Source organism: Mesorhizobium sp. ES1-4 (assembly GCF_020164745.1).
Lineage (GTDB): Bacteria > Pseudomonadota > Alphaproteobacteria > Rhizobiales > Rhizobiaceae > Mesorhizobium.
The window spans coordinates 98,202-121,817 of sequence record NZ_JAIUGV010000018.1 but is presented as its reverse complement, the minus strand read 5'-3'; the positions used below and the strand labels follow the sequence as shown (position 1 = coordinate 121,817).

Here is a 23,616-nt window from a genome sequence, read left to right as displayed (position 1 = left end):
GTGGCCGTAGGGCAGCAGATGTTCGGTCGGGATGCCGATCTTCTGGCCGATCTCCTGGATCTGCTTTTTCCTGGCGCCACGCGCGATCTCGATGTCGGACTTCACTTCGGCCATGACGGCTTTCCTCTGGATTGGACGGTGGAGGGGACGGGGTTGATGTCGCTTGCGAGAAGGCTGGAACCGGACGCGCGGGCATCTAACCCTGTCGCTGCGGTTGCGTCAACTTTCATGCAACTATGTTTCCTATAGAGAAAAGTTCCTCTGCGGCGGGCCGACCTGTTCCCGGTTCTTCATGGCTCCGCTTGCCGCGCCGTATAGAAGCCAGAGCAGGGGCGCTTCCGCCGTCTCAAAACAGCCGCACAATGCACGGAATGCGACAGACCCGACGGCGCAAATTCGCCATCGCACGCGCCGCAACTGAACAGCGCTACTGCGTCAGCACGTTGCTGATTTCGACCATATTGGAGCGTACGCGCAGGATATAGAAGCCCATCGTCGTCAGATGCGTCGGCAGCAGCCAGCCGTCCTCGCGGCCGTTGGCGATGATGAAGGGCTGGATGCGCAGGGCCGAGACGAACTGCTGGTCCATCGTGTCCCACAGGCTCTGCAGGTGTTTTTCCTTGATGACGTCCTCGAAGTCGGCCTGGGCGCCTTTCATCAGGCCGTAATAGGCATAGAGCTGGCCATAGGCGAACCAGTAGCGGTCGTCGGCCCGGAAGTCGAACCAGCCATTGTTGTGGTTCTCGGCGCGCTCCTTGAGGATAGCCGAGGTCGAACCGATGTCGCTGGCGATGCGATCGATATACTGCTTCAGGTTGTCCGCGCGGGCATCGAATGTCGCCTGGCAGGTGGCGAGGCGAGCGTTGAAAGAGCGCAGATTGCCCATAGCACGCCGATACATGCTGGGCGTGGTCGCGGTCATGCCGTTGCGGCTGATATACCAGATGGACTCGTCGTACTGCAGCTGCCCCCGCGCATCCTGGAGATTGGTGTCGATCTGCGACGTGGTGCGCACACGGCCAAGATTGTCGGCAAGCTCGGTGGCCGTGCGCCGCACCGCCTGATTGATGCCGCGCTGGAACGAAGCCTTGTTGTCCATCCATGGCGTGTCGTCCCAGTCGATGCCGAACAGGCCGAGCTTGTAAAGGATCATGGACGAGACCCAGGCGTTCTGATTGACGTTGAAGTCGATCAGGTCCGCGGCGACCTGGGCGATGCCGGAGTTGCCGCAGGTCTTTGCCGTGTCGGTACCGGCACCCGCGGCAACCTGTTCGCCGGCGGAAACATTGCGTTTCTCGAAGCTGTAGTTGTCGGGATAGCTCGGGTTGAAATTGCTCCACCATTGGGTGGCGTAGAAGAAATTGGCGTAGAGGCCGATAAGCACCAGGAGTGCGAGGCCGACCACGGCTTTCAGGATCCAGCCGCGCTGCCCATACCAGCGCCCGACCCACATGAAGGGCCACAGGATCACGCCGATCAAAAGGCCAATGCCGCGGCCGATCCACTGGAAAATCCGGGTGAAGAAATTCACGATCGGATCGAGCATGGCTGTATCACCCCATCAGCATGATGCCAGAAAGTCGCGGACTTCCTGGATAAAGTCGTGAACCAGAACAACAAATTAGAACGGAAAGACGGTTCATCTCGTTCTTAGTCGGTCAGGCCGTAGAGGCGTGTGCGAAACGCCACCTTGTCCTTCAGATATGTGGTTTTCAGAACGTCCACAACATGCGATCGCCAGGCGTCGCTGAAGCCGTCATAGTCCTTGTAGAAGCCGTCCTTGTTGAAGATATAGCGCGAGACGAAGTCCGACGGTACGAAATCCGAAATCAGCCGATTGGTCAGCCAGGCGTCTGGATGGTCCGGCTTGGCACGGATCACCAGGAAGCGCTGCTGCGGGATAACATCCTCGATCTTGAGATGGCCAAGCTGGGCGATCTCGCGCTTGGCGGCGTTGAGGAAGGGGAAATTGCCGTCCCTGGTGATCAGGTCGGCGTGGCTCTGGATCCAGGTCTGCAGCCAGACCTTGTCGACATCGGTCAGATTGCGGTCCGGCTCGGCGTCGCGGATCAGCGCGCGCACCACCATCTCGGCGCGGTGCTCGAGATAGCCCGAGGCCTCGATCCAGGAGGCGCGCGGCAGTTCGATGCGGCCGGTGGCGGCCAGGAACTTGAACACCTTGTCGGCGTCCCTGATCGAGAGATAGCTCACCTGCCAGGGCCGCGAGCGGCGGAAGCCGGGGGCGGCCGGATCGCTGATCACCGTCGTCATGTCGTGATCGACGAACACGTACAGCCCGCCGAAATGGCTGGTCCAGTAGGCGTTGTGGCGGAAGATCACCTGGTCCGGCACCAGCGCATTCTCGCGGATGTCGCCGCAGACCTTGGCGAGTTCGACCATGCGGGTCAGCATGGCGTTGTCGCGCCAGGCGTCGGGTTCCTGCTTCAGCCGGTCGACCAGCCTGCCGAGTTCGGCGGCCTTGCCCAGCACGTCCTCGGCCGACAGCACCTTGAACTCGACCTGGCTGATCGACAGCAGGTCCTCGATGTCGTTGACCTTGGGAACGGAATCCTCGATCTCGCCGTAGATCACGTCCTTGATGGTCAGCGCGTCGATGGCGCGCTGGTTCGTGGACATGAACTCGAACATCAGTTGCGACGTGTTGGAGAAGGCGGTGTGTACCACCGGCAGGTCGATTTGCGACGGCGTCAGGATGATGAAGCGGCGGTTGACCTCGTTGGGATCGAGATAGTCGTAGTCGCCACACTCCTCGGCCACTTCCGGCGAGAAGCCGGTGCGGTCGATCTGGAAGCTATTCAGCTTGGTGGGCTTCTTGCCGAATGCCGCCAGCGCCTTGTTGTAGCGCTGGATGAGATGCGGTTCATCAATGGTCAGCAGCCGGCCATAGATGAGTTCGTTGTCGCGAAGGAGGTCAGGTTTGCGGGCGGTCATATTGAAGAGTCCGAAAGGTTTTGCCCGACAAGGCGAAGCGCTAACGCCGACGCCCCCCTCTCCCCGTTCTTCACGGGGAGAGGGTAAGGGTGAGGGGCGTGACCTTTCCTTCTCCCCTTGTGGGAGAAGGTGTCGCCGAAGGCGACGGATGAGGGGTGCTCCAGCTTGGCACTGACGGCACTCCGGCCAACACCCCTCATCCGTCTCGGCGCTGCGCGCCGATCCACCTTCTCCCACAAGGGGAGAAGGGAAATCCGGCCAAGCTCACGCATTCCAGATCCCCTTCTTCTTCATCTCCTCCATCTCGCGTGCGGCGCGTTCGCGCAATCTGGCATCGCGCAGCAGCTTCTCCACCGCCGCATCATCCGATTTGTCGGAATAGCGAAACTCGGAATCGGCGTAGCGGTTGATCTCCTGCATGACCATGGCAAGCGAGAACGGTCCGCGCAGGTCCTCGATCATTGCCTTCTTTTCATCGTAGCTCTTGTGCATGAAGGCTTCCGGCTTCTCGAACCAGTCGTCGGGAAGCTCGATGTCCATGGCGCGCATCTTGATGGCGTCGGTGACGTTCTTGATGGCGCGGCCGGTGAAACGTGGCTCGGCCTCCTTGATCAGGTGCAGGTAGGTGCCGATGTCGGCCATGGTCCTGGGCGCGCCATTCTCCTTCATGTAGCGCTCATAGACCCGCATGAGACCGTCCTCCCGAGGCTTCTCGTGTTCCTCATAGGCTTCGGTCACGGCGCGCTGGATTTCCTGCGCGGCGTAGAGCTCGTGCTTGCCCAGGGGGATCTGGTGGTTCTTGCCGGCGAGCAGCACGAAGATGTCGATGTAGTCGTCACGGGTCTGCGGCCCGTCGACCAGCCAGCGGGCGCCGGCGCGCTGGCGCAGCGCATCGTCGACGTTTTCGGGATAGTTGGAAAACATGCCGAACGAGCAGTTGCCGCGCACCACGGTGGCGGCACCGGCAAAGGCATCCATCAGGACGCCGGTGATTTCCTGCTGGCCGGCCGAGGCGCGGTCGTCGGAGCGGCGCGCCGCCACCTGGTCGATGTCGTCTATGGTGCCGAAGCCGATGACACGCGGGTTCAAGACATTGTTGATGAACTGGCGGCAGTTCTGGCCCGACTTGCCCTGATAGGACGAGATCTGGTCGACGCCGAAATTCTCATAGGCGAAGGGATAGCCGGCGACCTGGCAATAGCCGTTGACGAGGCCGGCGATCATCTGGATCAGCGTCGTCTTGCCGGTGCCGGGCGCGCCGTCGCCGATGAAGGTGAACAGGAAGCCGCCAAGCTCGACGAACGGGTTCAACTCGCGCTCGAAATCATAGGCCATCAGCATCTTGGCCAGCTTGACCGACTGGTATTTGGCGATGTGGTTGCCGACGACCTCTTCCGGCATCTTGAAGGTCATCACCAGCGGTTTCGAGCGCTTGCCCGGCGCGACGTCGAAGCCGTCGAGGGTGAAGTCGTCGGCGTCTATGCGGATATGGGCGTTCTCGAACGGGCCGATGCCGTCGAAGCGGCCTTTGCGCGCCAGCAGGCCATCGATGGCGACGCGGGCGAAGGCGCGCGCGCGGATCATCAGGTCGGTATCGTCCGTCGAGCCCGATATCGTCTTGTCGAGACCAGCCAGGATCGATTTCACCGCATCCTGCGGCGTGTCGAACAGGAAGTCCGGCTCGGGGATGTCATTGGGCGCCTCGCCGTCGCTGTCGATGAGCTGGAACAGATAGGAGGCGAGACTGAAGACCGAGATATAGGCCGAGGCCGACAGCAGTTTCTTGAAGGTGGACGCCTCGTCGCCTTCGAGCGGGGCCCGGGTGTTCCTGGCCTGCAGGCTTTCGAGATCGGAGCCTTCAGCGAACACGTCCGACACCGCCAGCGCGATCGCCGTGCCGCGCCGGGCGCGAAAGAGCAGCGTGTGCTGCGGGATGGTGAGCAGCTGGTCGTCGGCATGGACGGCGCCGACGGTCTTGACCAGCTCGACCTCTCGCGTGCGGCGCACCGAGCCGACCGAGACGGTGGAGACGAAGCGACGGTTGGTGCCGGCAAGCGCTGTGCCGGATTCGCGCGATGGATCCTCCAGCACGACGATACGGGTGATGAAGCTCTGCGCGGTGGCGCGGTGCTTTTCGATCGCCGCTTCCGGAATGGTGGTCAGGCCGGTGTCCATGAAGGATGCTCCGCGGTGTGACGGTCAGAGGTCCGAGATGACCTGTCCGTTGGACAGGACGTGAACCTTGTAGCCGGCGAATATCTTTTGCGCCTCGCCGGCGGCGTAGAGCGCCTGATAGGCCTCGTGCGGGATCAGTGCGTGGTTTTCGTAGCTCGATACGCCCTGGCGCGCGGCTTCAAGGTCGTCGGTGTTGATGAAGAATTCCTCGGACGAGGGTGCGCTCGACCACAGGCCCTTGCGACCGGGTTTTTCACCCTTCGAATAGACCTCCTGGATGGTCCAGGTCAGCAGCCAGGCGTTTTCGGGCTTGCGCACCTTGGCCAGCACCTCGGCGACAACGGAATTGTTCTCGGTGATGCCGGCCGAATAGAAGGGACCGAGCACCACGCGGCGCAGCTGCTTGGGGTGAAGGTCGGGGAAATCCTTGTCGATGTTGACGGCGATCGTCGCCGGCGAGAGCGTGTAGGCCGAGTTCTTCTCGGTGAAATCGTCGAAACGGTGGGCAAGCTCGGGATTGAGCAGGCCGTCGACGGGCAGGGGAATGTCGACCTTATCGTTCAGTCTGCCCTTGTCGACAAGCTGCCGGATCATGCTTTCCGAGGAATCCTCCACCGTGACCATGTAGACCAAAGGCAGGTTGGCGCTGCCGTCGAAGGTCGCCCAGTGGACCAGATAATAGGGCCGCGCCGTCTTCGGATTGACCGACACCTTGGCGGTCTGCGCCAGTGTGAACGGCCCAAAAGTCTGCTCGCTCTTGACGTCTTCGAGATAAAGCCGCTCGGCCATCGATTTCTGCAGTGCCTCGGGGAACTCCTTATGGCGCAGGATGAAGTCGGCCATCTCCTCGCGCAACTCGCCGGCTTGGGGGATGTTGGCGAGCCGCGCGTCGGCCTGCAGGCGGTCGTTTTCCAGTTCGAGGAGGTTCTGGAATACGGGGTAGCCGCTTTCGGCCCGCGAAATGCGGAACGTGTCCATGAAACCCAGCCGGTTACGCCAGCAGGCGAAGGACTTGTCGAGCCGGGCGATGTATTCGGCAACGATCTTGGCGACGATGCCGTGCCGGTAAAGCGGCGAGCGGTCGTCGCGCATGAACACTTCAAGGCCGCTGAGCGCGGCAGTGATTGCCGAGAAATACCGCGCCGCAGCGTCGTTTTCGGGGGTCATGCTATTGGCCCTGGCATTGTCGCACCGGTGCGTGCGGCAATTACGACTGCACGTAGTTGGCCGAATTGTGCTTCTTCAGCACCTCGTCGAACCGGCGGGCGAAGGCATCGTCGGCCAGCTTCTTGCGGCGGTGGATGTCGGCGCTGGCCACCATGTTCTTCTCGTGCATCTCCAGCAGGTCGCCGATGTGCTTCTGCGAGGCGGCGCCGATGCCGGCCATGGTTTCCTCGGCCGTGTTGTCGACCTGGCTGCCCAGCGTGTTGATCTTGTGGGCGACATCCTGCTGCGCGGCGGTCTTCAAAGAATCTTCCAAGGCCTTGTAGAGCACGATGCGCTGCTCGGTATCGATAGTCAGCTTGTTGATCAGCGTCGACTGCGCGGCGATCTGGTTATTGAGCGAATCGACGAAGGTCTGGAACATCGAGGTGTAGCGCTCCAGCGTCTGGCTTTCGGCCAGCAGCTCCTGCTCCTTGGCCTGCTTTTCGTTGTATTCGGTGGCGAGCTTGGAGCGCTCGCCCTCGAGCTGCGTGCGATCCTTCTGGCTGGTCGAGGCGGCGATCTTGTTCTCGATGTCGAGCAGCATCGGATTGAGCTCCTCGATGCGCTTCTGCACGGCTTCGAGGTTCGTCATGGTGGTCTTGCGGCGCTCGATAACCTGCGACAGGCTTGCCTCGGAGGTCTTGTAGCGCTGGTCGAGGACGTCTTTCTGCGCCTTCAGTATGCCGACGATGGTGTCCGATTTGGCCAGCAGCTCCTGCAGGTTGCCGGCGAGCGACATGTTGCGCACGCGGTCGGTGCGCATGCGCTGTTTGCGCTGCGCCGAAAAGACGCCGACGAAATTTTCCCAGCCGGTGTAGTTCTTCATGCTCTCGAACTCGGCGCCGAAGACATTGGTGGCGTCCTCGAGGCCTATGATCAGGTCGGCGATGTTGCCTTCCATCACCTTCTGCTGCTTCAGCACATCCTCGATGCGGGCGTTCTCGATGTCGAAATTGGCGTCGCCGATCTTCTTGTCTGATATGGCGAGCGTGTCGAGCACGGTGCCGGATTGCTCGATCTTGGTGCGCATATCCTGGACGACCTGCTTGGTCCTGGCAATTTCGGCATCGAAATTCTGCAATGTCGCCATAGGGGCCTCCCGCTTCGGCTTCCGGTCGCTGGTTGCGAACAGCGGCGAATATATGTGGGGTATAAGGGGATTGAAAGACATCAAGACAGTCGCGGCGCGAAAACAAATATCCGGCCGGACCCTTGAACGGCAATGGAGCCGTGGTCATGGCGTGATCAACTGGCCGGTCAAGCCTGGTTCAGCTGATTTTGAACTTTCATGCCGGCAAAGCAATCAGTCCACGCCGGAGCGGATGGCTCTGAAAACTCCACAACAACTGGCCATTTGCCGCCCCGGCGCGGCGGCAGCAGGCCGCGTACCGCGGCAAACGGCGTCTGCTCAGGGCTTGGGATCGGCCTTGAGATAGGCGATGATGTTGGCGATGTCGTCGTCATTGCTGAGGCCGCCAAAGGCCATCCTGTTGCCGGGCACCTTCAGCTTGGGTGCCTTGAGGTATTCGGCAAGGTTTGCCTCGTCCCAGACGAGACCGGCAGCCCCTGCGTTCTTCATGGCCTCCGAATAATGTCCGAGGAAGCTTTCGGCGGTTCCCGCCGTGCGGCCGACCACCCCCATCAGATGCGGGCCGACCTTGTCGCGGTCGGTCGCCGCCTCATGGCAGGCCATGCATCGGTTGAAAACATGTTTGCCGAGCACTGGGTCGCCCCCGGCCTCGGCGGCAACGGAAGTGGCAAGCAAAAGAAGGCTGGCGGACAAGACGGCTCGAAGCATGGCTGACCCCCGAGAGTTCTGGCTGAGCACGGGAAGATAGGGCGGCCACCTTAACAAAGGCAACATAGAATGGCGCGACCGCGAGAGGTGGCAGCCGGCTACCCGATGCCACCGACCGACTGACGTCGTTTCAACCGCTGACAAAGCCGATGAAATCATCGGGCGCCGCGCGACCCATTTCCTCCTCCCAGTGGCGGCGGCAGAGCGAGACGTAGACGTCCTTGCCGATCGCCACCTGTTCGCCCTGCCGGGCCACCTTGCCGTCGGGACCGAGGCGCACGACCATGGTCGCCTTGCGGCCGCAGCGGCAGATGGTGCGCACTTCGCGCAGATCGTCGGCTATCGCCAGCAGCGCGCGAGAGCCTGGAAACAGCTTGCCCTGGAAATCGGTGCGCAGGCCATAGCACATGACCGGGATGTTGAGTCGGTCGGCGATGCGGGCAAGCTGCCAGACCTGCTCCTCCTCGAGGAACTGCGCCTCGTCGACGAAGATGCAATGAACCGCCGTGTGCTGGTGATGCTCGGCGACGCGGGCGAACAGGTCGTCGCCGTCGCGAAACATTTCGGCTTCCATCGCCAGCCCGATGCGCGAGGAGATCAGGCCGGTGTCGCCCTTGCGATAAAGGCCGGCGACGAACAGCATGGTCGTCATGCCGCGCTCGCGGTAATTGTAGGACGCCTGCAGGAGCATGGTCGTCTTGCCCGCGTTCATCGTCGCGTAGTGGAAGTAAAGCTTGGCCATGCCGCCTTTCTAAGCCGACTTGCCGCGGCGCGGGGAGGGCCTGTCGCCACATTCCCCTGAAAAAGCCGCCGCGACCGGCCCTGACGAGGTCGAGAGTGGCCCGCAAGCGTCGGCCGTGTCGCTGATTGGCCAGCGCGCGCCGTTGATCGTGATTGCCTTAATGCTTGAAACCGCACGAGAATGGTGTTTGGCTGACGAAACAAGGCGGGCAGAAAAACCGTAACTTCGCTCCGCCAAAGAATCGCAATGGGAGAAAGTACATGTCGCGTCTGAATTCTTTCGTCGCCGGCCTCGGCCTGGCGGCTTTCCTGTCCACGAGTGCTGCCTTCGCCGGCGATCCGGCGAGCTGCAAGACGGTCCGTCTCTCCGATGTCGGCTGGACCGACATCCAGGCCACCACCGGGCTCGCTTCGGTGCTGCTCACCGCCCTCGGCTACGAGCCGCAGGTGATCCAGCTCTCGGTTCCGGTGACCTATGCGTCGCTGAAGAACAAGGACCTCGACGTCTTCCTCGGCAACTGGATGCCGTCGATGACCAATGACATCAAGGATTACACGGCCGACGGTTCGGTCGAGACCGTCAGCCAGAACCTGGCCGGCGCCGGTTATGGCATCGTCGTGCCGACCTATGTGGCGGATGCCGGCGTCAAGACGCTGACCGATCTCGGCAAGTTCAAGGACAAGTTCAACGGCAAGATCTACGGCATCGAAGCCGGCAATGACGGCAATCGCATCATCCTCGACATGATCAAGAACCCGAAGGACAATCTCGACGGGTTCGAACTGGTCGAATCCTCGGAGGCCGGCATGCTGACGCAGGCCGAGCAGTCGATGAAGAACAAGGAGTGGATCGCCTTCCTCGGCTGGACGCCGCATCCGGTGATGGGCGCCATGAAGATCACTTATCTCGACGGCATGGGCGACAGCGGCTTCGGCGCGGCCACCGTCTCGACCAACGTGCGCAAGGGCTACATGACCGAGTGCCCGAATGTCGGCAAGTTCATCGCCAACCTGAAGTTCAATCTGGATATGGAAGGCCAGATGATGGACGCCATCCTGAAGGGCGGCGACGCCAACACGGTGGCAACCGCCTGGCTGAAGAAAAATCCGGATGCGGTCAAGCCCTGGATCGCCGGCGTGACCACCTTCGACGGCGGCGACGCGGCGGCGGCGGTCAAGACCGTGCTCGGAGGCTAAGCCGGCTTTGATTTCGGCGTGACCGAAATAGAAGGGCAGCCGCTGGAAAAGGCTGCCCTTTTCCATATCCTGTGACAAGATGACGTCGCGACAATACGGGGCCGAAGGCAGAGCTCTGGCAAACGAGGGGTGAGATGGATCCGGTTTCCAAATTCATGGTCGATCACAAGATCCCGATCGGCGCCTGGGGCAAGGCGTTCTTCGGCTTCCTCACCGACAATTTCGACACTGTGTTCAGGGCGTTCTCGAATGGCCTCAATTTCCTGCTCGACGGGCTGGTCGATATCCTGCTGACGGTGCCGCCGGTGCTGCTCGCCCTGGTAATAGCCGTGATCGCCTGGCTGCTGCAGCGCTCGCGGCCGCTTGCCATCGGCGTTTTCCTCGGCCTGGTCTTCATCATCAACCAGAACCTCTGGAAACAGACGGTGCAGACGCTGGTGCTGGTCGTCGCCGCGGCGGCGGCGGCGATGGCCATCGGCGTGCCGCTCGGCATCTGGGCGGCGCACAAGCCGAAGGTCTACCGCGTCATGCTGCCGGTGCTCGACCTGATGCAGACGCTGCCGACCTTCGTCTACCTGATCCCGGTGCTGACGCTGTTCGGCCTCGGCAACGCCCCCGGCCTGATCGTCACCATCATCTTCGTCATCCCGACCGCAGTCAGGCTCACCCATCTCGGAGTCGTCTCGGTGCCGAAGTCGATCATCGAGGCCGGCGAGGCCTTCGGCGCCACCAAGCGCCAGCTGTTGTGGAAGGTCGAGCTGCCCTCGGCGCTGCCCACCATCATGGCGGGCCTGACGCAGTCGATCATGCTGTCGCTGTCGATGGTGGTGTTCGCGGCCCTGATCGGGGCCGGCGGGCTCGGCACGGAAATCAACCGGGCGCTTGGCTCGCGCCGCATCGATTTGGGACTTGAGGCCGGCCTCGCCATCGTCGTGCTCGCCATCGTGCTCGACCGGATGACGCGCATTGGCGTTGGAGGCAAGAAATGACTGTCGCCGTCGATTTCAGGAATGTCGATATTGTCTTCGGCGCCGACCAGGCCGGCTCGCTGGCGATGATCGACAAGGGCGCTACCCGGGCCGAAATCCTCGAGAAGACCGGCAATGTGCTGGGCTGCGCCGGCGCCAGCCTTACCGTGCATGAAGGTGAGATCTCGGTGCTGATGGGCCTGTCGGGGTCCGGCAAGTCGACGCTGCTTCGGGCGGTCAACCGGCTCAACGTCGTGTCGCGCGGCCAGGTGCTGGTCAAGGACGGTGACCGCACGGTCGATGTCGTCACCTGCGACGAGCCGACGCTGCGGCGGCTGCGGCAGAAGCAGGTGGCGATGGTGTTCCAGCAGTTCGGCCTCCTGCCGTGGCGCACGGTGGAGGAGAATGTCGGCCTCGGTCTCGAACTCGCCGGCGTGCCGGATGCGGAGCGCAAGGAGCGGGTGCACAGGCAGCTCAAGCTGGTCAATCTCGACCAATGGTCGAACAAATACGCGCATGAACTCTCGGGCGGCATGCAGCAGCGTGTCGGCCTGGCGCGAGCCTTCGCCACCGAGGCGCCGATCTTGTTGATGGACGAGCCGTTCTCGGCGCTGGACCCGCTGATCCGCACCAAGCTGCAGGACGAGCTTCTGCAGCTGCAGGCGGAGCTGAAGAAGACCATCATCTTCGTCAGCCACGACCTCGAGGAAGCGCTGAAGATCGGCAGCCACATCACCATCATGGAGGGCGGCCGCATCGTCCAGACCGGCGCGCCGGAAGACATCGTGCTGCGGCCCGCCAACGACTATGTCCGCGACTTCATCGCCAATGTGAACCCGCTCTCGGTGCTGACCGCCTGGAACGTCATGCGCGACCGCCGCGATCTCGAACAGGGCAAGGACGGCTGGGTGTGGCTCGACCGGCGCAAGACGACGCGCTTCAAGATCGACGAGCACGGGCTGGTGGCGGCGGCCGAACGCGACGGCAAGCCGGCGGTATGGGTGTCCTGCGCCGATGTCGAAAGTCAGCCGGAGGAGTTGGCGCAAGTGTTCTGGGCCAATCCCGGCACGTCGCTGAAGACTGTGATGCTGGCCATGCACCGTTCGCAGACCGCGCCCGTGGCGCTGTTCGACGACCAGTCGCGCTTCGTCGGCGCGATCGGTATACGCGACGTGCTGTCGGCGGTGCTGCGGCGGTAAGCCGGCACATCGATCGAAGATTTTCGGGGCGCATCGGAGGCGCTTTGAAACGGATCTTGAACTGGTTGTCGACAGCGCGCGCCGCGCAAGTGGCGTTCGGCTTGCTGATCGTCATCACAATGCGGTCCATCACGGAGTTCTTCCGCGTTGGAGGCGCGAGCGGCGGACCGGTCGGCGGCGGACAGATATTCTATCTCGAAGGGGCTCTCGCCGCGTCGATCGCGGCACTGATCGTTCTCGTCATGCATGTGTTCGGACGGCACCGCTGGGCAACGCTGTTCACGGCGGCGGTCATCGTCGCTCTGCTGGCATGGAAAATCATTGTAATAGGCTGACGTGCGGGGCTGGCAACCAGCCTCAAGCCGCCAGCGGCAAGCGCAATTCCGTCAGCAGGCCGCCGCCCGAATGATTGGACAGGCGGACGTCGCCGCCCGCCGCGCGCGCGATGTTGCGGGCGATGGTGAGACCCAGGCCAAGGCCGCCTGTCTGGCGGTTGCGGGACTGTTCGAGACGCACGAAGGAGCCGAACACGGCGTCGATCTGGGCCTGGGGTATGCCCGGCCCCTCGTCGCGGATGGCAAGCGTGATCGTGTCGTCCGAGTGGCTGAGGCTGAGATGCGCCTTCGTGCCGTAAGTGACGGCGTTCTGCACCAGATTGGTGACGCAGCGCTTGAGCGCCACCGGCCGCGCCATGCAGATCAGGCCGCGGGGGCGGGTGTCGTCATTGTCGAAGGAGACGGTCTCGTAGCTGTCGGCGACCGATTCCACGAGCGACCAGAAATCGAGGCGCTCGGCCTTTTCCTCCGTGACCTCGAACTTGGCGAAGTCTATCACGGAACTCGCGATGCTTTCGATGTCGGCGAGATCATGGGCGAGCGCAAGGCGCGCCGGTGATCTGCGCAACAGCTCCAGGCGCAGCCGCATCCTGGTGATCGGCGTGCGCAGGTCGTGCGCGAGCGCTGCTGCCAGGTGCTCACGGTCCTCCACATATTCGCGCAGCCTCGCCTGCATGGCGTTGATCGCCTTGGCGGCGGCGCGCACCTCTCGGCTGCCGCTCTCGGTGACCGGCGGGCTCTTGAGGTCGTTGCCGATCCGGTTGACGGCTGTCTCCATCATCCGGTAGGGCGCTGTCAGCCGACGCAGCGACCAGATCGACATGATCACCACCAGCCCGGCGATCAGCGCATAGAGAGGCAGGCTGTCGAAGCTCAGGATCGGGCCAACGGGCGTGATCGGCTCCGTGAAGTTCAGCCACTGGCCGTCGGCGAAGCGCAGCGAGGCCGTCAGCTTCTCGCTCTGGGCGAAATCGGCGGCCAGCACCAGAAGGTCCCGCTCGACCTGGCCGATATCCGCCCCCGGCGCCGCGCCGCTGGTGTCGTCGGCTTCCTGTGTCGCCGGATCGCGGCGCACGCGCGCGTCGGTGACGCCGAATTTGGACAGCCGGCCGACAAGGATGTCCTCAAGCTCGGCCAGTTGGTCGTCGCCGGCGATCGAGGAGGTGACGGCGGGCGTGTCCGAGACGGTGAGCGCGTAGGTAGAGTTGAACAGGCCGATCGCCGTCGCCTTGCGCTCCTGCGGCGTGGCGTCATGCATCAGCTGAACGAGCGAGAAGGCGCGGTCATTGAGGCGGTAGAGGTCGACCACGTCATTGGCGGCGGCGCGGTCGCGCGACACGATGTAGAGCGTCGCGACCTGGCTGATCAGCAGGCCGGCAATGACGATCAGCAGCACCCAGACAGGCAAGGTCTGCGGCAGGAAACGTCTCATTCGGAGGTCGTCTCGGGCAGGAATTGGTAGCCGCCGCTGCGCACGGTGTGGATCAGCTTGGGCGTCTTGGGATCATCTTCCATCTTGCGCCGCAACCGGCTGACCAGGATGTCGATGCTGCGGTCGAAGGAATAGTCGCTGTCGCCGCCGGACAGCTCGATGAGCTGGTCGCGAGTCAGCACGCGTTGGGCGCTCTTGACGAAGGTCTGCAAGAGATTGAATTCGGCCATCGTCAGTTCGACCCTGACGTCGTCAGGCGCGGTCAGCCGGCGCCGCGAGCAGTCCATCGTCCAGCCGGCGAAGCGGTATATCTGCTTGGTGGTGGCGCGCTTCGGCTCGGCGGCGCCGTTGCGCCGCAGCACGGCGCGGATGCGGGCCAGCAATTCGCGCGGGTCGAAGGGTTTGGGCACATAGTCGTCGGCGCCCATCTCGAGACCAACGACACGGTCCGTCGTCTCGGTGACGGCGGTCAGCATGATGATCGGCGTCGTATACTGCGCGCGCAGGTCGCGGCACAGTTCCAGCCCGCTCCTGCCGGGCAGCATCACGTCGAGGACGATGAGGTCCACCTGCGAGCGGCGCAGGATGGCTTCCATTTCAGTGCCGTCGGCCGCAACCGAGGTGTGGAGCCCCCGCTTCTGGAAGAACTCCTGAAGCAGGTCGCGGATGTCCTTGTCGTCGTCGACGATCAGTATATGCGCATTGGATTTCACAGCTGCCCTGTCTGGTTTGCCGGCCAAGCCATTCCTGGCTGATGAGCCACACGATAGAATTCGGGCCATATGTTGGCCAGTGCCTTGCTTTTCAAGGGAGAATGAATTCCGCCTTCTCCACATGGAAAGCGACGCCCAGCTTGGCCCGGCCCGGCCAGACACAATCCAGAAACAAAATTCTACAATCGGGAAAAACTCCTGAAAAGGTAGGTCGGCATAACAGTGCCGTGGCGGTCAGGTGATCGGCTGCGACGCTCGTCTCCGGGTTCACGGATAAACCAATGCCAAGATTGTCAGTCAGTTTGTTGGGAGTTTTGCTGGGCCTTGGCCTGGTCACTGCCGCTGTCGGCCAATCGGATGCAAAGGCGCCGCTCACCCGGACCGAACGGTGCGCCAATCTCAGCCACCAATTTGATGAAGCCATCGAAACCCATGCCACGGCAACGCAGGTCACCGCGGCAAAGGCACTTCAGAGAAAGGGCAACCGGTACTGCGCCGCCAAGAAACAGGCGCAGGGCATCCGGATGCTCGCCAACGCTTTGAAGCTGCTTGGAGTGACACCGAATGACCCGGTCCAGTGACACTCAAAACGACCCGCATAAAAAGGAAATGAAGCCATGAACAAGTCCCTCCTGTCCGCCCTTGGTCTCGCCGTCGCCCTCGCCTTCTCGATGCCGGCTCTGGGCAACGCAGCCGCGACCACGACCGCTGCCCCGGCTGCCGCCACCACGACCACCGCTCCGGCCGCTGCCGCAACGACAACCGCTCCGGCCAAGGCCGCTCCGAAGAAGGTCGCCAAGAAGACCGCCTGCAAGGTGACCAAGAAGCACAAGTGCCCAGTCAAGAAGGCCCCCGCGAAAATGGCTCCCGCGAAAATGGCTCCCGCGAAGGCCGCTCCGAAGAAGCCCTGATCGGTTTCGAGGTCCGTTCCAGCAAGGCCGCCCCAGCCGCAAACCGGCTGGGGCGGCCTTCTGCCAAGGGCATGGTCGATGAGCTGAACGCCGACGGCTTCCAGCCACGCACCCGATCCTGCTTAACCCGTTTACAACGCCGGCCGTGTAGGCAATCCGCATGAAGAAGCGGCTTTCGTCCATCTTGCGCTCGATCGTGCTTAGCGGCCTGGTTGCCACCGGCGTTGCCAGGACACTGATCCTGTTCACCGCCAGCCCGGTGCCGGATCCGGCGAGCGGGCGCACCGAGCCCTCGCTGTTCGCGCCGGCCATTTCCAGCAACTGGGATTACATCACGCCGGCACAGACCTGGCTGCTGATCCTGCTCACCAGCGTGACGCTGATCTGCGTTGTCGCATGGCCGGTCGCGGCATGGATGGAACGCCGGGCGGATGCCGAAATGAATCGCCGCATCTTCGGCCGCCAGGGCCGTTGAACCGCGATCGACGATTTCCCACGTGATTGTGAAGGACCGGGCTTGCCCGCCGACGGGTCCGTAAATGGACGATCGCTGCCGCGCGTGGCAAAATGCGGATTGAGCTCGATCGCAAACCAGTCGGTTCGGATGCCTGAAAACACCACAAAGCCGCGCCTGAAGGTCAAGCCGCAGACCGAGCGGCCGAAGCTTTACAAGGTGATCCTCGTCAACGACGATTTCACGCCGCGCGAGTTCGTGGTGACGGTGCTGAAGGGTGAGTTCAAACTCAGCGAAGACCAGGCGCACCGGGTCATGATCACCGCGCACCGGCACGGGGTCTGCGTGGTCGCTGTCTTCACCAGGGATGTCGCCGAGACCAAGGCGACACGGGCCACCGATGCCGGCAAGGCCAAGGGTTACCCGCTGCTGTTCACGACGGAACCGGAAGAGTAGGGCAGGGGCTTGGCTCGCCTCTGTAAACGCCGACAATTGGCGAAACCATCCGCGACGGCGTCTTTTCTCCCCGCAGACGAGACAGGGAGAAGGCAAGAGCGCGCCGCTACCGTCCTTCGCGGTACCACATCGAGCCCATCGCCAGAAGCAGCAGGCCGAGGCCGAGGAAGCCGCCGAACAGCGGCACGCGCGAGACGGCCTTCAAGACGCTGTCGTCGGTGGTGCGCAGGCCGATCCAGTCGCTGCCCGACGCTTCGCCGGCCGAACGCACCGGCACGATGGAAGGCAGCGTCACGTCGCTGGGCGTGGACGAGGCCAGCCGGCGCACGCTGCCGCCGGTGGCTTCCGCCGGCGCCTTCAGCCGCTCCTGCGTGGAGACGACATCGGCGAATTCGGGCGCGTTGACCGGTCCGACATGGGCGAGCGCGGTGAGATCGCCATTGGCGACCTGGAAGAGGCCGATCTCGCTGGTCTGGACGCTGCCCAGGAAGACGCCCGGTTCGGATTTTTCGAGCTTGACGGTGACCGTCTTGCCGGACGGAGTGATGATCTGCGCCGGGCCGGGATCGTCGGCCATCGTCTGGCGGCGGATCTCCAGCACCATGCCGCGACCCTCGGCGGTCAGCCGCTCTTCCTCGAGCTCGGGCTCCTTCATCAGCCAGTGGGCGATGCGCCGGTAGAGCTGGACATGCGGGCCGCCGCCCTCGAAGCCGCGCGCCCACAGCCAACCCTGATCGGACAGAAGCATGCCGACGCGGCCCTCGCCCTTGCGGTCGAGCAGCAGCAGTGGCCGGTTGTCGGCGCCCTTCATCACCACTTCGCCTTGCGGGTTCTGCACGCCGATGGTGCGGAACCAGCGGCTCCAGTGCGGTGGCTCGGTGGCCGAACCGTCGAGGCCACGTGTCACCGGATGACGCTGGCCGAGTTCGGTGAGGCGGGGATAGAACGCCTTGTCGACGACCTCGCCGGTCGGCATGGCCGGCAGGGCCGACATCAGCGGCGTGCGCGCGATCGACGCCTCGCCGGCATATTCGGGACCAGCGGCGATCAGCAGCGCGCCGCCCTTTTCGACATATTCGGAGATGTAGTCGTAATAGAGGATCGGCAGCACGTCGCGGTGCTGATAGCGGTCGAAGATGATGAGGTCGAAATCCTTGATCTTCTCGACGAACAATTCGCGGGTCGGGAAGGCGATCAGCGACAATTCGTTGATCGGCGTGCCGTCCTGCTTTTCCGGCGGCCGCAGGATGGTGAAATGGACGAGATCGACCGAGGCGTCGGATTTCAACAGATTGCGCCACGTGCGCTCGCCCGCGTGCGGTTCGCCCGAAACGAGCAGCACGCGCAGGTTCTCGCGGATGCCGTCGACCAGCGCGATGGCGCGGTTGTTGGTGTCGGTCAGTTCCCCCGGCTCGCGGTCGATGGCAAGTTCGACGATGTTGCGGCCAGCGCCCGGGATGGTCACCTGAAGCGGCATGGCCTGGCCGACGGTGGCATGCTCGACCGCGACCTGCTCGCCATTGACCGAAACCCTGACATCGACCGGTCCAGCCTCGTTTTCGGTCGAGATGACGCGGTAAGTCATGTCGAGCGGCTTGCCGACAAGGCCGAAACGCGGCGCATTCTCGAAGCGGATACGGCGGTCCTTCTCGTGCTCGTTGCCGGTGATCAGGGCGTGCAGTGGGGCATTGAAATCGGGGGCTCCGGCCGGCGTGTCATGCACCTCACCATCGGTGATCATGATGGCGCCGCCGATGCGCGAGGGCGGCACGTCGCGGAAAGCGCCTTCCAGCGCGCCGAACAGCCGCGTTTGGGTGCGCTCCTCGGCGGCGTCGGACTTGCCGGCCTCGACGACGCGGACGTCGAACTGCTTGAAGCGGCCGAGACGCTGCTGCAGCCCCGCCACGGCCTCGTCGGTCTGCCTGGTACGGTCGCCGATATCCTGGCTCTGGCTGCGGTCGACGATCAGCGCGACCACGCTTTTCAGCGGCTCGCGCTCCTCATTGAGGAACACCGGGTTGAAGAGGGCGGCGGCGAGCGCCAGCAGAGCCAGCAAGCGCAGGACCGCGCCGCGCTGGCGAAACCACAGGCCGACGAGCGCCAGCAGTGCCAGCGGCACCAGCACCAGGGCCAGAAGCGGCCAGGAGATCAGCGGTTCGAAGGAGATCGACCAGTTCATGCCTTATCCTCCCGCATCAGCGGAGAATCAATCGACATGGGGAGTGCAAGAAAGAGCATCATCCTACTGCCCCAGACGTTCGAGCAGGACGGGGACATGCACCTGGTCGGATTTGTAGTTGCCGGTCAGCATGTACATCATGATGTTGACGCCGGCGCGCAGCGCGTAGACCCGCTGCATCGGATCGTTCGGCACTGTCGGCAATAGCGGATCGCCATTCTCGTCGACCGCCCAGGCGCCGGCGAAGTCGTTGGCGGTGATCATGATCGGCGACACGCCATCTCCGGTGCGCACCGGCCGGTTGTCGGCATTGCTGGCCTCGAGCGATGCCTCGACCCAGAGCGGGCTGCCGGCGAAGCGGCCGGGAAATTCGGGCAGGATGAAGAAGGACTTGGTCAGCACATGGTCCGACGGCACCGGCTCCAGCGGCGGCACGTTGAGGTTGCCGAGGATGTCGCGCAGCCGCTCGGTGGCCGGGCTGGTGGAATCGGCGCCGATACCGTTGGCGAACTGGTCGCGCGTGTCGAACAGCACGGTGCCGCCCTGCTGCATATAGGCGTCGATGCGGGCGATCGCGGCCTGGCTCGGCATGGGCGCCGCCGGGTCGATCGGCCAATAGATCAGAGGATAGAAGGACAGCTCGTCCTTCGAGATGTCGACGCCGGCCGGCGCGCCCGGCTCGAGCGCCGTCTTCTCGATCAGGAAGCGGGTCAGGCCCTCGAGCCCGGCGCGGCTGATCGAATCGACACCCGGCACGCCGGTCAGCACATAGGCGATGCGGGTTTTTGAAATCGCCTCGATAGCGGCCTGGTCGCCCGGCTTGGCATCGTCGGCACGGGCAAGGTCGGCATGGCCGAACAGTGCGCCAAGCGCGATCAGCACGGCGGCCGTTGTTGCCGCCGCACCGGCGCGGCGCGGCCGGCGCGAAAACAGGCCGCCCATCCACAACACCGCAAGGGTGTCGAGCAACATCAGCAGCAAAGCCGCCGCGACCAGCGCCCCTTTCAAATTGCGCGATTCATCAAAAGCATACTGGACCGTGGTGACCGGCACCGTCACTTGCGGGCGTGCCAGCGGCTCGAACGTGCTTGCGGCGTCGAGCAGATTGTGGGCGAAGACGCCGGTCTCCGAGCCATAGAGGCCTGGCGGGTTCTCGAAGGTCACCGGCAATGCGCCCGCGCCCGGCACCAGCGGCCGCGCATCCGGCGTCGGCGGCACCAGCGAGCCGTCGGCCGCGATCATGCGGTAGGGCGCCAGCGAGGTGGCGGCGGCTTCGGCGTTGGCGATCGCCGCGCCCTGGTTGCGCGACAGTTGCACGATGCGGCGCAGCATCTCGACGAAGCTGCCGGAGATCGGCAGGTTCGACCAGGTCGCCTCGGGAGTGACGTGGAACAGCACCACCGTGCCCTTGCCTTTCTTCATGCCGGTGACCAGCGGCGTGCCATCCGCAAGGGCTGCCCAGGTGCGCTCGACGATATCGGGTGTCGGTTCGGCCAGCACCTGCCTGGTCACGGTGACCTCGGTCGGCGGCGCCAGGTCGGCGAAGGGACCGGCCTTGGGGAATTCGGTGACCGGCTGTGGCGATGTCCACGACAGCGCGCCGCCCAGCGAACGTTCGCCGGTGCGCAGGCGAACCGGCAGCAGGTCGTCATCATTGCCGGCGGCGGCCAGCCGCGAGCCGGCGAAACGCACAAGCGTGCCGCCATTGTCGACCCAGTCGACCAGTCTCTGTCGAACCTGCGTCGGGATGGTGCCGATGTCGGCCATGATGATCATCGCCGGCTTCTGGTCGAGGATCTGCGGGATGGCGTCGGCGAGATCGGCGCTGGTCGGTTCGACCAGATCGGCGAAGGGCCGCAGCGCGCGCCTGATGTAGTAGAGTGGCGACAGAAGCGGCTGCGCCTGGTCGGCTTCGGCCTGCGACAACAGCCCGACACGGCGGCGTTTGGAGTTCTCATCGAGCACGCGCACGGCACCCGCATGCCGTTCCCCGTCGAGCGCGATGGAGGCGAAGTCGTTGCGCAATTCGAACGGCACCGCCATCGTGCCGGTGGCCGTGGCTTCGCCCGGCGCGAAGGTCAGGGTCGCATCGGCGATACGGCGTCCCTTGTCGTCGAAAGCGCCGGCGGTGACCTGCGCGGGGGCGGGATCGCCGGGCGCGCGGATGGCGGTCAGGGCAAAGCCGTCAACCTGGTTTTCGGCTGATGTCAGTCCGGTGAGGGAAAGCCGGTCGGCCACCGCCCAGACGACGCGGGCGGCATTTTTCGACAACAGCGTGTTGAAGGCGGCCCCGTCGCCACTGGCCGCAAGGCCATCGGCCAGCACGGCGACGCTGGCGCCGGGCAAGGTCTCCAGCACGCCGGCGACGCGGGCATAGACGGCGGGCCGGTCGGTGGGGATCGGCCGCGGCTTTGCGGCGCGCAGCCGGTCGAGCGCGGCGGCGGCATCGAAGGGGCCGATCTCCGCATTGGGCTTTTCGGCGGTGAAGGCGATGACGACCGGCACGCCGTTCGAGCCGGCGTCGTTGATCAGCCGCTCGGCGGTGGCGACGCGTTTGTTCCAGTCGGCGGCACTGGCCCAGTCATTGTCGATGACCAGGGCAAGCGCGGCACCCTCGGCCGGCAGCTTTTCGCGCGGGTTGAAGACCGGTTCGGCCAATGCCGCGACGACGAGGGCGGCCATCAGCAGCCTGAGCAACGTCAGCCACCAGGGGCTGCGCTGCGGCGTTTCCTCACGCCTCAGCACACGTGCCAGGATCTTCAGCGGCGGGAACACCTCGGCCTGCGGCTTGGGCGGCGTCAGCCTCAGCAGCCACCAGATCACCGGCAGCGCCAGCAGACCCCACAGCACCATGGGGGCGCCGAATGAGAGCGGCAGCCAACTCATGCGACGGCCTTTCCAAACGGATTGCCACCGGAAATCATGCCGGCATGCCCGCCATCAGCCGTCATTGCCATGTGCAGGCGCACCAGCGCGTCGGAAGCAAGCCGGTCGGTGTGGTTGACAGTAAAACTCCAGCCGAGCCGCTTGCACCAACTGGCCAGTTCATGGCGGCGGGCGGTGTAAAGCAGGCGGTATTCGTCGGCGAGCATCTCGGCGCGGCCGGCGGTCAGTTTGTCGCCGGTCTCCGGGTCGGTGAATTCGGTGCGGCCGGCATAGGGGAAGGTTTCCTCGGCCGGGTCGGCGACCTCGATCAGATGGGCGCGCACGCCGTGACGGGCGAGCACGTCGAGCCAGGCCATGGTCTCCTCGACCGGATCGAGGAAATCGCTGGCGATGACGATGTCGCAGAAGCGCCTGATATCGGAGAAATCGGGTTTTGCCGGCAGGTCGCCGGCATGCATCAACCGAGTGGCGATGCGCTCGGCGCCGTTGCGGGCGGTGAATGGATCGGTCAGCCCCGGCCACGCGATGCGCTCGCCGCTGCGCGACAGGAGCTCGGCCATGGCCAGTGCCAGCACCAGCGCGCGCGACTGCTTGGAAACACCGACAGCGGTCGATTTGTAGAGCATGGACGGCGAGGGGTCGGCCCATAGCCAGACCGTGTGGGCCGCTTCCCATTCGCGGTCGCGCACATAGGTATGGTCGTCACGGGCCGAGCGGCGCCAGTCAATGCGCGAGGAATCGCCTTCGACGTAGGGCCGGAACTGCCAGAAATTCTCGCCTATGCCGCGCTTGCGGCGGCCATGCCAGCCGGCGATCACGGTGTTGACGATACGGCGCGCCTCGACCAGCAGGTCGGGGATAAGCGAAGCCCGCAACCGGCCGCGGGCGAGCGCGTCACGCGTCGCTGCCGGAGCCTGGACCTCGCCGATACGCGCCATCAAACGCCTTTCACGAGCTTCGCCACCACGTCGCGCACGCTGGTGCCTTCGGCACGGGCGGCGAAGGTCAGCGCCATGCGATGCTGCAGTACCGGCTCGGCCAGCGCCCTGACGTCGTCGACCGAGGGCGCCAGCCGTCCGTCATAGAGCGCGCGGGCCCTGGTGCACAGCATCAGCGCCTGGCTGGCGCGCGGGCCGGGGCCCCAGGCGACATGCTTGTCGGTCTCGGCATTGCCCTGGCCCGGACGCGCCGAACGCACCAGGGTGAGGATCGCCTCGATGACGCTTTCCGGCACCGGCATGCGGCGGATCAGTGTCTGGATCTCCTTCAGCCGCGCCGGCTGCAGCACGTTGGTTGCCTTGGCGTCCTCGACGCCGGTGGTTTCCAGAAGGATGCGGCGCTCGGCCTCGATCTCGGGGTAGAGGATATCAACCTGCATCAGGAAGCGATCGAGTTGAGCTTCGGGCAGCGGGTAGGTGCCTTCCTGCTCCAGCGGGTTCTGCGTCGCCAGCACATGGAAGGGCGCCGGCAGGTCGTAGCGCGCGCCGGCAATGGTGACATGGTATTCCTGCATCGCCTGCAGCAGCGCCGACTGCGTGCGCGGCGAGGCGCGGTTGATCTCATCGGCCATCAGCAACTGGGCAAAGATCGGGCCGGCGATGAAGCGGAAGGAACGCTTGCCGGTTTCGTCCTGCTCCATGACCTCGGAACCGAGGATGTCGGACGGCATCAGGTCGGGGGTGAACTGGATGCGACGCGAATCGAGGCCGAGCACGACGCCCAGCGTCTCGACCAGCTTGGTCTTGGCGAGGCCCGGCACGCCGACCAGCAGCGCGTGGCCACCGGCCAGCAGCGCCACCAGCGTTCGCTCGACGACGTTCTCCTGACCGAAGATCACCCGGCCAACCCCGTCGCGGATCCTGGAGATGTCGGCAAGCGCCTTTTCGGCCTCGGCGACCATGTCCTTTTCACTGATCGGGCTTTCCTTGACCATCACGCTCATGCCGCATCGATCCTTTGGTTGGAAATGCCATGGTTTGGAAATGCAGGCTCGCACCATACCATAGGCTGCCGC

The 23,616-nt window shown here is 64.1% G+C and carries 23 protein-coding genes; 9 read left to right on the top strand and 14 right to left on the bottom strand.

The window, feature by feature from the left end:
- The 6 genes from LB556_RS26980 to LB556_RS26955 form a co-directional block, all read right to left on the bottom strand.
- A partial coding sequence (locus tag LB556_RS26980; protein ID WP_224570620.1) for a formate--tetrahydrofolate ligase occupies positions 1-114 on the bottom strand: 114 nt, incomplete at its 3' end.
- A gap of 313 nt (positions 115-427) precedes the next feature.
- Positions 428-1,546 carry a DUF2333 family protein gene (locus tag LB556_RS26975; RefSeq protein WP_224570611.1) on the bottom strand — a complete coding sequence of 373 codons (1,119 nt, stop codon included), beginning with the start codon at positions 1,544-1,546 and terminating at the stop codon, positions 428-430.
- Positions 1,547-1,650: 104 nt separating this feature from the next.
- Positions 1,651-2,952 carry a DUF6638 family protein gene (locus LB556_RS26970; RefSeq protein WP_224570610.1) on the bottom strand — a complete coding sequence of 434 codons (1,302 nt, stop codon included), beginning with the start codon at positions 2,950-2,952 and terminating at the stop codon, positions 1,651-1,653.
- A gap of 264 nt (positions 2,953-3,216) precedes the next feature.
- A complete protein-coding gene (locus tag LB556_RS26965) occupies positions 3,217-5,127 on the bottom strand; it encodes an AAA family ATPase (protein ID WP_224570609.1) in 1,911 nt (636 codons plus the stop codon).
- Positions 5,128-5,151: 24 nt separating this feature from the next.
- On the bottom strand, positions 5,152-6,294 hold the full coding sequence (locus LB556_RS26960; RefSeq protein ID WP_224570608.1) for a hypothetical protein: 1,143 nt from the start codon (positions 6,292-6,294) through the stop codon (positions 5,152-5,154).
- Positions 6,295-6,334: 40 nt separating this feature from the next.
- Complete coding sequence (locus LB556_RS26955; protein ID WP_224570607.1) at positions 6,335-7,423, bottom strand: hypothetical protein; 1,089 nt, start codon at positions 7,421-7,423, stop codon at positions 6,335-6,337.
- A 70-nt stretch (positions 7,424-7,493) separates the two neighbouring features.
- On the opposite strand from LB556_RS26955, the gene LB556_RS26950 reads away from it, so the two are divergent.
- A complete protein-coding gene (locus tag LB556_RS26950; RefSeq protein WP_224570606.1) occupies positions 7,494-7,769 on the top strand; it encodes a hypothetical protein in 276 nt (91 codons plus the stop codon).
- Here LB556_RS26950 and LB556_RS26945 read toward each other — a convergent pair.
- Complete coding sequence (locus tag LB556_RS26945; protein WP_224570605.1) at positions 7,742-8,131, bottom strand: c-type cytochrome; 390 nt, start codon at positions 8,129-8,131, stop codon at positions 7,742-7,744. The two genes, LB556_RS26950 and LB556_RS26945, sit on opposite strands and share 28 nt — an antisense overlap.
- Positions 8,132-8,261: 130 nt before the next feature.
- On the bottom strand, positions 8,262-8,873 hold the full coding sequence (locus tag LB556_RS26940; protein WP_224570604.1) for a thymidine kinase: 612 nt from the start codon (positions 8,871-8,873) through the stop codon (positions 8,262-8,264).
- Between the two features lie 260 nt (positions 8,874-9,133).
- Here LB556_RS26940 and LB556_RS26935 point away from each other — a divergent pair, with 260 nt between their 5' ends.
- From LB556_RS26935 to LB556_RS26920, 4 genes are all read left to right on the top strand, one after another.
- Complete coding sequence (locus LB556_RS26935) at positions 9,134-10,069, top strand: choline ABC transporter substrate-binding protein (protein ID WP_224570603.1); 936 nt, start codon at positions 9,134-9,136, stop codon at positions 10,067-10,069.
- Between the two features lie 134 nt (positions 10,070-10,203).
- Positions 10,204-11,058: a choline ABC transporter permease subunit gene (gene choW / locus LB556_RS26930; RefSeq protein WP_224570602.1), complete on the top strand. Its 855-nt coding sequence runs from the start codon at positions 10,204-10,206 to the stop codon at positions 11,056-11,058.
- Positions 11,055-12,236 (top strand): choline ABC transporter ATP-binding protein, encoded by a 1,182-nt coding sequence (choV, locus tag LB556_RS26925; RefSeq protein ID WP_224570601.1) that lies wholly within the window; start codon positions 11,055-11,057, stop codon positions 12,234-12,236. The genes choW and choV overlap by 4 nt, the downstream gene beginning before the upstream one ends.
- A 44-nt stretch (positions 12,237-12,280) precedes the next feature.
- Positions 12,281-12,571 carry a hypothetical protein gene (locus tag LB556_RS26920; protein WP_224570600.1) on the top strand — a complete coding sequence of 97 codons (291 nt, stop codon included), beginning with the start codon at positions 12,281-12,283 and terminating at the stop codon, positions 12,569-12,571.
- A 22-nt stretch (positions 12,572-12,593) separates the two neighbouring features.
- Here LB556_RS26920 and LB556_RS26915 read toward each other — a convergent pair whose 3' ends face one another.
- Positions 12,594-14,003 (bottom strand): ATP-binding protein, encoded by a 1,410-nt coding sequence (locus LB556_RS26915; RefSeq protein WP_224570599.1) that lies wholly within the window; start codon positions 14,001-14,003, stop codon positions 12,594-12,596.
- Positions 14,000-14,716, bottom strand: a complete 717-nt coding sequence (locus tag LB556_RS26910) for a response regulator (protein WP_224570619.1) — start codon at positions 14,714-14,716, stop codon at positions 14,000-14,002. The genes LB556_RS26915 and LB556_RS26910 overlap by 4 nt, the downstream gene beginning before the upstream one ends.
- 281 nt (positions 14,717-14,997) lie before the next feature.
- Between LB556_RS26910 and LB556_RS26905 the strand changes: the two genes are divergently transcribed.
- From LB556_RS26905 to clpS, 4 genes are all read left to right on the top strand, one after another.
- Positions 14,998-15,297, top strand: coding sequence for a hypothetical protein (locus LB556_RS26905; protein WP_224570598.1), 300 nt, complete (start codon positions 14,998-15,000; stop codon positions 15,295-15,297).
- 36 nt (positions 15,298-15,333) lie between these two features.
- A complete protein-coding gene (locus tag LB556_RS26900) occupies positions 15,334-15,627 on the top strand; it encodes a hypothetical protein (RefSeq protein WP_224570597.1) in 294 nt (97 codons plus the stop codon).
- Between the two features lie 160 nt (positions 15,628-15,787).
- Complete coding sequence (locus tag LB556_RS26895; RefSeq protein ID WP_224570596.1) at positions 15,788-16,102, top strand: hypothetical protein; 315 nt, start codon at positions 15,788-15,790, stop codon at positions 16,100-16,102.
- Between the two features lie 129 nt (positions 16,103-16,231).
- The gene (clpS, locus tag LB556_RS26890; RefSeq protein WP_224570595.1) at positions 16,232-16,537 is read left to right on the top strand and encodes an ATP-dependent Clp protease adapter ClpS; all 306 of its coding nucleotides are present in this window, start codon (positions 16,232-16,234) and stop codon (positions 16,535-16,537) included.
- Between the two features lie 106 nt (positions 16,538-16,643).
- Here clpS and LB556_RS26885 read toward each other — a convergent pair whose 3' ends face one another.
- From LB556_RS26885 to LB556_RS26870, 4 genes are all read right to left on the bottom strand, one after another.
- Positions 16,644-18,716, bottom strand: a complete 2,073-nt coding sequence (locus tag LB556_RS26885) for a hypothetical protein (RefSeq protein ID WP_224570594.1) — start codon at positions 18,714-18,716, stop codon at positions 16,644-16,646.
- Positions 18,717-18,779: 63 nt separating this feature from the next.
- Complete coding sequence (locus LB556_RS26880; protein WP_224570593.1) at positions 18,780-21,602, bottom strand: DUF4159 domain-containing protein; 2,823 nt, start codon at positions 21,600-21,602, stop codon at positions 18,780-18,782.
- Positions 21,599-22,540 (bottom strand): DUF58 domain-containing protein, encoded by a 942-nt coding sequence (locus tag LB556_RS26875; RefSeq protein ID WP_224570592.1) that lies wholly within the window; start codon positions 22,538-22,540, stop codon positions 21,599-21,601. Before LB556_RS26875 ends, LB556_RS26880 begins: the two co-directional genes overlap by 4 nt.
- Positions 22,540-23,544, bottom strand: coding sequence for an AAA family ATPase (locus tag LB556_RS26870; protein ID WP_224570591.1), 1,005 nt, complete (start codon positions 23,542-23,544; stop codon positions 22,540-22,542). The genes LB556_RS26875 and LB556_RS26870 overlap by 1 nt, the downstream gene beginning before the upstream one ends.
- Between the last annotated feature and the right edge of the window lie 72 nt (positions 23,545-23,616).